General features: G+C 59.0%; 8 protein-coding genes. 2 read left to right on the top strand and 6 right to left on the bottom strand.

Annotation, left to right across the window (positions count from 1 at the left end; translation table 11 throughout):
- The 4 genes from N826_RS44030 to N826_RS42615 form a co-directional block, all read right to left on the bottom strand.
- Window positions 1–406, bottom strand: a 406-nt coding sequence (locus tag N826_RS44030; protein WP_157599434.1) for a hypothetical protein, incomplete at its 3' end; no start/stop codon positions are given.
- An 8-nt stretch (window positions 407–414) separates the two neighbouring features.
- Window positions 415–1,455: a P63C domain-containing protein gene (locus N826_RS38210; RefSeq protein WP_044437729.1), complete on the bottom strand. Its 1,041-nt coding sequence runs from the start codon at window positions 1,453–1,455 to the stop codon at window positions 415–417.
- A 602-nt stretch (window positions 1,456–2,057) separates the two neighbouring features.
- Window positions 2,058–2,381, bottom strand: a complete 324-nt coding sequence (locus N826_RS38205; RefSeq protein WP_244619771.1) for a type II toxin-antitoxin system HicB family antitoxin — start codon at window positions 2,379–2,381, stop codon at window positions 2,058–2,060.
- On the bottom strand, window positions 2,378–2,632 hold the full coding sequence (locus N826_RS42615) for a type II toxin-antitoxin system HicA family toxin (RefSeq protein ID WP_084721548.1): 255 nt from the start codon (window positions 2,630–2,632) through the stop codon (window positions 2,378–2,380). The genes N826_RS38205 and N826_RS42615 overlap by 4 nt, the downstream gene beginning before the upstream one ends.
- A gap of 232 nt (window positions 2,633–2,864) precedes the next feature.
- Here N826_RS42615 and N826_RS38200 point away from each other — a divergent pair, with 232 nt between their 5' ends.
- Entirely contained in the window at window positions 2,865–3,404 is a 540-nt protein-coding gene (locus tag N826_RS38200) for a hypothetical protein (RefSeq protein WP_044437727.1), read from the top strand.
- 297 nt (window positions 3,405–3,701) lie between these two features.
- Here the strand turns inward: N826_RS38200 and N826_RS38195 are convergent, their stop codons facing one another.
- Complete coding sequence (locus N826_RS38195) at window positions 3,702–4,763, bottom strand: replication protein RepA (RefSeq protein ID WP_052832802.1); 1,062 nt, start codon at window positions 4,761–4,763, stop codon at window positions 3,702–3,704.
- 97 nt (window positions 4,764–4,860) lie between these two features.
- A complete protein-coding gene (locus N826_RS38190; protein WP_044437726.1) occupies window positions 4,861–5,532 on the bottom strand; it encodes a recombinase family protein in 672 nt (223 codons plus the stop codon).
- A gap of 206 nt (window positions 5,533–5,738) precedes the next feature.
- Between N826_RS38190 and N826_RS44025 the strand changes: the two genes are divergently transcribed.
- The coding region (locus N826_RS44025) for a hypothetical protein (protein WP_211099507.1) at window positions 5,739–6,240 on the top strand (502 nt) is incomplete at its 3' end.

Genomic DNA, 6,240 nt, shown 5'->3' with positions numbered 1-6,240 from the left:
CCATCAACTCGGCAACGTTGCGGATTTGACGTCCGTTCAATGGATGGTGCTCTATACCGAGCAGGCTATAGGAACCAGAGAAGGGGCGCCAAGCGCCTTCTGGAAGCCGGAGACGACCATAGCCTTGACCACTGACCTCCAGAGCCACCAGCCTAACGTCTTCCCTAAGAACTGGCTCAGCGCCGTGATGATCGATCCGTAACAGATCCTCGACTACATGAAAGGCGGTGGCACAACGTGACCAAGGATCAATCCTAAATGCAGTCCCATGCCCGACCGGACGCTTGTCAGCTTCATGTGGATTGAAGCTGAAGAGAGGCAAAATCTTCGACCTTAGATCCATATCTTGGCACAGGAAAAGGCCGTGGTCGTCGATGTCGCTATCATTAACCTGAAATGGAAACATGCTTCTTCCTAAGCAGGTGCCGCAGAGGTGACTTGTTTGAAATCTCCATCGCGCAAATCTAGTTCACGCTGCGGATCGGGAAATGCTCGTCGGAACAAGCGTTTGAACATGTGCCAATCATCCGATGCTCTCATCAATGCAATTACCTGCGAGATATGCTTTTCCAGATGCGGATTGCCTATATCTTCCGAAAGGAATTGATGGTGCTTGTACCTACGCCGTTTGGTATCAGGGTTTACGGGGTTCTGCAGCCGTAACTCGTCCACGACGCCCGGCGGTAACTTGTCGTAGACGAGACTATTGGTCAGGGTGCCGACATATCCCGGCTTTCCTGCAGCCAATGGATTGATACTCCAGTTCAGCAACCGATAAAGCTCGACATAGAATTCGTTGGGGAAACGCTTGGTCCAAGGGAGCAGCTCAGGCGCGATATAGGCTTCAAGGATCTTATGGAGCGCGTCGCGCGCCCGGACTTGCTGATACCCCGTAACTTCATCGACCAGAGCGACAATGCCCACGCGCGCAAGCCCGCGCACCAGCAATTCACATCTATGTGCGATACCTTCCTGCTGCTTCTGAAGCACTCTGGCTTCGCGCGCCGCTAAAACAGCTTCGCAAAGCTCTACCAGAACCTCAGCTTCGTAGCCGTAAGCCTTCCCGCCGCTTGTCGTCAGGAAAATGATGGGCGAGTGGATTCGCTCCGCCAAACTGGCGGAAACAAAGGGCTTTATGCGGTCACGGCTGATGAAAAGCTCAAATCGGTTCAGTCCCCTTACCATAGAACCGCCCTGAGCCATCGCCATGCCGCGCGACATGCCTGCAACGGTCAGCACACGTCGCTCATCATCCAGTACATAGCAGGGGATTTCTATGTCCCCGATCATCAAGGGCTTGTCGACTGATCCGCAGATCGCACGCGACAGGTTTTCCCTACCGGGGTCAGCCTTGGCCCAGCGTGCCTGGGCTCCAGCTATGGCAATAGCCTTGCGTTCTTCAGAGGAAAGCTTCAGTGCGCGCGCCTTCCCGCCTTCGCTGGTGCCGTCGGTCATTCCATACCTATGATGCTTGCTTCACCAAGCATCGACTATGGATGCTTGGTGAAGCAAGCACAATGAAAATATCAATAGGGGGATATTGTTGATTGATCGTCAGCAGGCATTGGAGCATGCCCAGGAACGCCGTCTAGCCATATCCTCAAACATGCCCGCCAAGGCCGTAGGAAGCTCAAGCACGAGGGGTTCGATGTTTTCGATGGGGATACGGCCTTCCCGCACTCCAAGGCCATCAGGCGGCCTTCAAATCGGCAAAAGCTGAAAGTCGGCATGGAAGCGTTCTGCACAGCGAGACGCTACAGGCTTGAATGCCGGGGTTGCCGACGTCGCCTGCCCCTTCAGCGCCAGGGTCCAGCCGGAGATGCCCATGTGACCCCGGAGAGCATCGAAGGCAATACGGCTTCCACGCCGGCGAGGGAAAGATCGCGATGTAGGGATTCGACCGGAGGCGTTCTGCACGACGAGACGCCATGAACTCGAATGCCGGGGTTGCCGACGTCGTCCACCCTCTTCAGCGCAAAGGTCCGACCAGCAGGACATGTGCTCTCGATCCTGGCGGATGCAAGGTCCCTGATGGTGCCGAATCTGGTCCGCCCCTCTCAAGGTGCGTCATCGATCTGCTGGGCTACCCAGGCGCTGAGGCTCAAGCCTTCGCGTGCTGCCCGTAGGGACGCTTTACGATGCAGCTCGGGTGTGGCGCGAATCAGCATCTTGCCGCTGAACGGCTTGTCGGGTGAGCGCCCCTTTTCGGCACAGATAGCGAGATACTCGTCGATGCTGCCGCGAAAGCTCTCAAGCAATTCGGTCGCGTTCGATCCCTCGAAATGGATCACATCAACCAGACCCACAACCGTGCCTGAAAACGTCCCGTCCTCGGGATCGAAGTCGATCGGCCCGGAGACGTATCCCTTGTGCTCCATCATGGCTTTATCCCCGCATTGCTCAGCATCTGGCGAACCGCTTCGACCGCTCCCTTCTTGGTCTCTGGTTTCGGATGCGGGCGGTGGAAGACCGCCCCAACGCCATTGACCTCGATCCAGACGCGGCTACCTGCGCGTTCTTCAACTGTCCCACCAAGTGCGATAACCAGACGCTCGATATCTGACCAGCGGAGGGCGGCACTGGTCGGTCTGTCGTATATCGCGGCCAGGGTTCTACGGTTTGCCTTGTTCATGATATATGCTAGCTAAAAGCGCTATCAATATCGAGCGCAAGTTCAAGAGGTACCCGCTGGGAACCGGCGCGCGTCCTCCCTGCTATAGCCGGAAGACAGAAGCTGCTTCAGGGAATCATACAGGTAGCTTAGAGCCATTTTCTTTCTATATATTATTAATTTTATGTTTATTGATTCATCTTTTCCGTGCAGTGTGTCGTCGATAGCAGTCGTTTCCGCAGGTGCTCTGGCTATGACAAATCGTTTCGTTACCTTGGCCGCCGCCGCGGCGTTCTGCCTTTCTCTCTCCTCACCGGCTTTGGCCGCTGATTACGTCCCTCTGGGGAACGCCGGTGGCTGGAACATCAGTTCCGATGGCTCAGTCTGCGCTGGATCGCAGGACTTCACCAATGACACGGCGCTGACTTTCATCATCTCGGCGAAGGGTAAGGCGGTGATTTTTATTCAGAACAACGCCTGGAACATCCCGAAAGGCGATTACTCCGCCTTGGTTTCGGTGGATCGCGGGAACCCTACAGTTTTTGCGGGCATGGCTGAGGGCAAAGTGGTTGCGCTGCCTTGGCAACTCAGGGCTGACCAGGTGACGATGATGTCCAGCGGCAAGCTGCTGAAGATAACCGTCGGGACGCAGGCTTACAGCTACATGCTGGATGGATCGGCGGCGATGCTTGCGGCGCTGGGGCGCTGCGCTGGGTCGCTGATGAATGCGGCGAACCCGTTTGCTGGTGTCGCTGGGATGCCGTCTTCCTCCAACCCGTTCGCGGGGAATTGAGCAATGACCAACCGGAGCGCTTGGTGCCGGGACGTCTTTGGCAGTTGAAAGATCATGCTTCACTTCGGTCAGGGCTGGCGGTGGAGCATTGTGTCCAATCGCTCATAGCCACAACCATGGTCCGCTGCTCCAGGCCGCAGTTATCCCCGGAGTTTGGCGACCAACTACCGGGAACCTATCGGTTCTAACTAGCGGTATCATTATATGGGCGCCCCCAAGTGATCGTGGATGGGCGCCCCCAAGTGATCGTGATTTGCGCCCCCAAGTGATCGTGGATAACTCGGTCAATTCACAGGGTCAGACGTCGGGGATTTCAGTCGCGGTCGTGTCGATGGTCAGGGGGCTGAGACGTGGCACGCTGACCAGCTTCTTCAAGATTGGAGGCGGGGAGTTCCACAGCATCAAGCCGGCATCGACTATCTCGATCCGGGCGCTGGGGTAGACGGTCAGGACGGCTTTGAGCGCCGGCACGAACTTCTCCCGGAACTTCCTGAGCCGGTCGTAGTCCGGGCCGAACTGGGACTTGATCGCCTGCCATGTGATCGTCTGCGGCTTGCCGTTGGGGATACGGTGCAGGCGTTGGGCAAGCCAAGCATAGATGTCGAGATCCAGCGCCGAGTGCGCTAGTGCAGCGACGGCCCGGCTGTCGAGGGGGACGGCATGCTCCATCAGGCTGTCGAAGTACCGAGGCGCAAGCTGCACCGTCGAAGGCCACATGGTCCGCTGCTTCGCGTCGTCAGGCCACCACAGATCGAAGGCGTCGATCACGTCCGTCTTGATCGTCTTGGAACCTATGCCAAGCGTGATGTGGGCGGCGGCGAGGCGTGCGACTTGGTCGCGCAGGGTGCGGATATTCCGGCCATGCGCATGGATGCCGAGCGACCGAACGAACGCCGTCATGCTTCCTTCCACGTCGATGATGGGCGAGCCGGTGCGCTTGGCTTCGCTGTTCAGATGCAGCATGACCAGCCGGGGCTTCTCGCCGTGGGGCAAGGGCAGCTCAACCCACTTGCCGGTGTCGGGGTGCCGGGCGCGGCCGGCTTCGATCAAAAGGGAGACTTGCCCTTGATCGCGTATCCATACCCGCTCGTCGGTCGGCCGGTAGGGCAGACTGGTCTGACACAGGACTGAATGCGAGAACGCGATGTCGTCGGCTGGACCGTCGATGATCGCGGCTTTCGCTTCGATCAGGCGCTTGGTCGTCGGCGTGATCTTCGGCAACTTGAGCACATCGCCCAGCTTCCTTGCCGGCTTGTCAGGCCGCTGTTCAGCCCGTTGCTCCAGGCGATCGAGCAGGGTCCGGGCGGCGGCGCCCTCCGGGTCATAGCCATACTGGTCATCACCGCGCTTCTTCGTCATCGTCCCCGTTCCCCGTGTTCACGCGCGAAGCGCACCGGCCGCACCCTGCCGACCGTCACGCCGCACGGTCGAGGATTTTCTTGACCGTCGTGCCTTATCACGCTGCCGTCTTCTCGGCTTCCAGCACCCGCTTGACGGTCATATGCGATACGTCGAGACCATGACGTTCCTGAACCAGTTCGGCACAGTGACGCAGACTGCTGCCAGCCGCGCGGGCTTCCCGCATCGTGACGATGGCTGCCTGGGCTTGCGCGTCCGGAACGAGAGCACCATCCTCGGCCAACTTCATGCCAAACGGCACCGTGCCGCCCAGGAAGCGGTTGCGTTCCTTCTGGTCGCGCTTCACGTCGCGCACCCTTTCCCGGATCCGGTCGCGCTCCGCCTCGGCGACGGCCGACAGGATCGTGAAGACCAGCTTAGAGATGCCGTTGCCGGTCACGTCTCCGCCCAGGTCCACCATGTGCAAGCTGATGCCGCGCGTCTTAAGGTGCTGCAAGACGTCCAGGGCATCGAGGGCAGAGCGGAACATGCGGTCCAGCTTGGCGGTCACGACCACATCGCCGGGTTCCAGTGCTGCCAGCAGGGCGGCGCCTTGAGGGCGGTCGGTCAGGCATGTAGAGCCGGAGACACCGCGCTCCACGAAGACACGGCCGATCTCAAGCCCCTTCATCATGGCATACCCGCTGATCTGGCGCTGCTGCACGTCGAGGCTTTCGCCCTCGTCGGCTTGTCGTTCCGTCGAAACCCGAGTGTATCCGTAGACCTTCATGATCATCTCCTGTAACACTGTCACAGTGTGCCATGGAACAGGGCCAGTTGGCAAGGTGCTTTAGCAGTGTTACAGTGGGTCATGATTTCAGGCAAGATAGGGCATGACGGTGCGGGATAACGGACAGGCAACAGTTAGGGGGAACCGTTACCCTCACCGTACCGGAACCGTCAGGGGGAACCGTTACCCTCACGGTGTAGGCGCGCATGACTGAAGACGATTGGTGCTCCGTCAACGAAGCGGCACGGCGGCTTAAGGTGACGCCGACCGCAATCCGCAACAGGATCAAGCGCGGCACCTTGGAGCATCGGCCCAACGGCAATCAAGGGAAGATGGTGCGGGTTCCCCTCACCGCTCCCTCAACCGTTACCCCCCCGATACCGGAACCGTTAGGGGGAACCGTTACCCTCACCGTTCCAGACCTGTACGCCGGTGAAATAAAGGCTCTCCGTGATCTAGCAGACGAGCGGCTGGCGCGGATTGAACGGGCGGAGTCGCGGGCCGATCGGCTGGAGGTCGAAGTCGAGAGGGTACGTGGCGAACTCGAAAAGGAACGACAAGAGCGGCAGGACGTCGAGCAGGTCCGTTTAGCCGCTGAACGGCTCCAAGGCGAATTGGAGACCGAACGTCAGCATGCGCGCGACATGGCCACTAGGATCGATCGACTGCATCAGGAACGGCATGCTGAAGCCGAAAGGCATCGGCAGG

This window comes from Skermanella aerolata KACC 11604 (genome assembly GCF_000936425.1).
Classification (GTDB): domain Bacteria; phylum Pseudomonadota; class Alphaproteobacteria; order Azospirillales; family Azospirillaceae; genus Skermanella; species Skermanella aerolata.
Note: the sequence above shows the minus strand (reverse complement) of the source record. Positions and strands in the feature narration are given on the sequence as shown.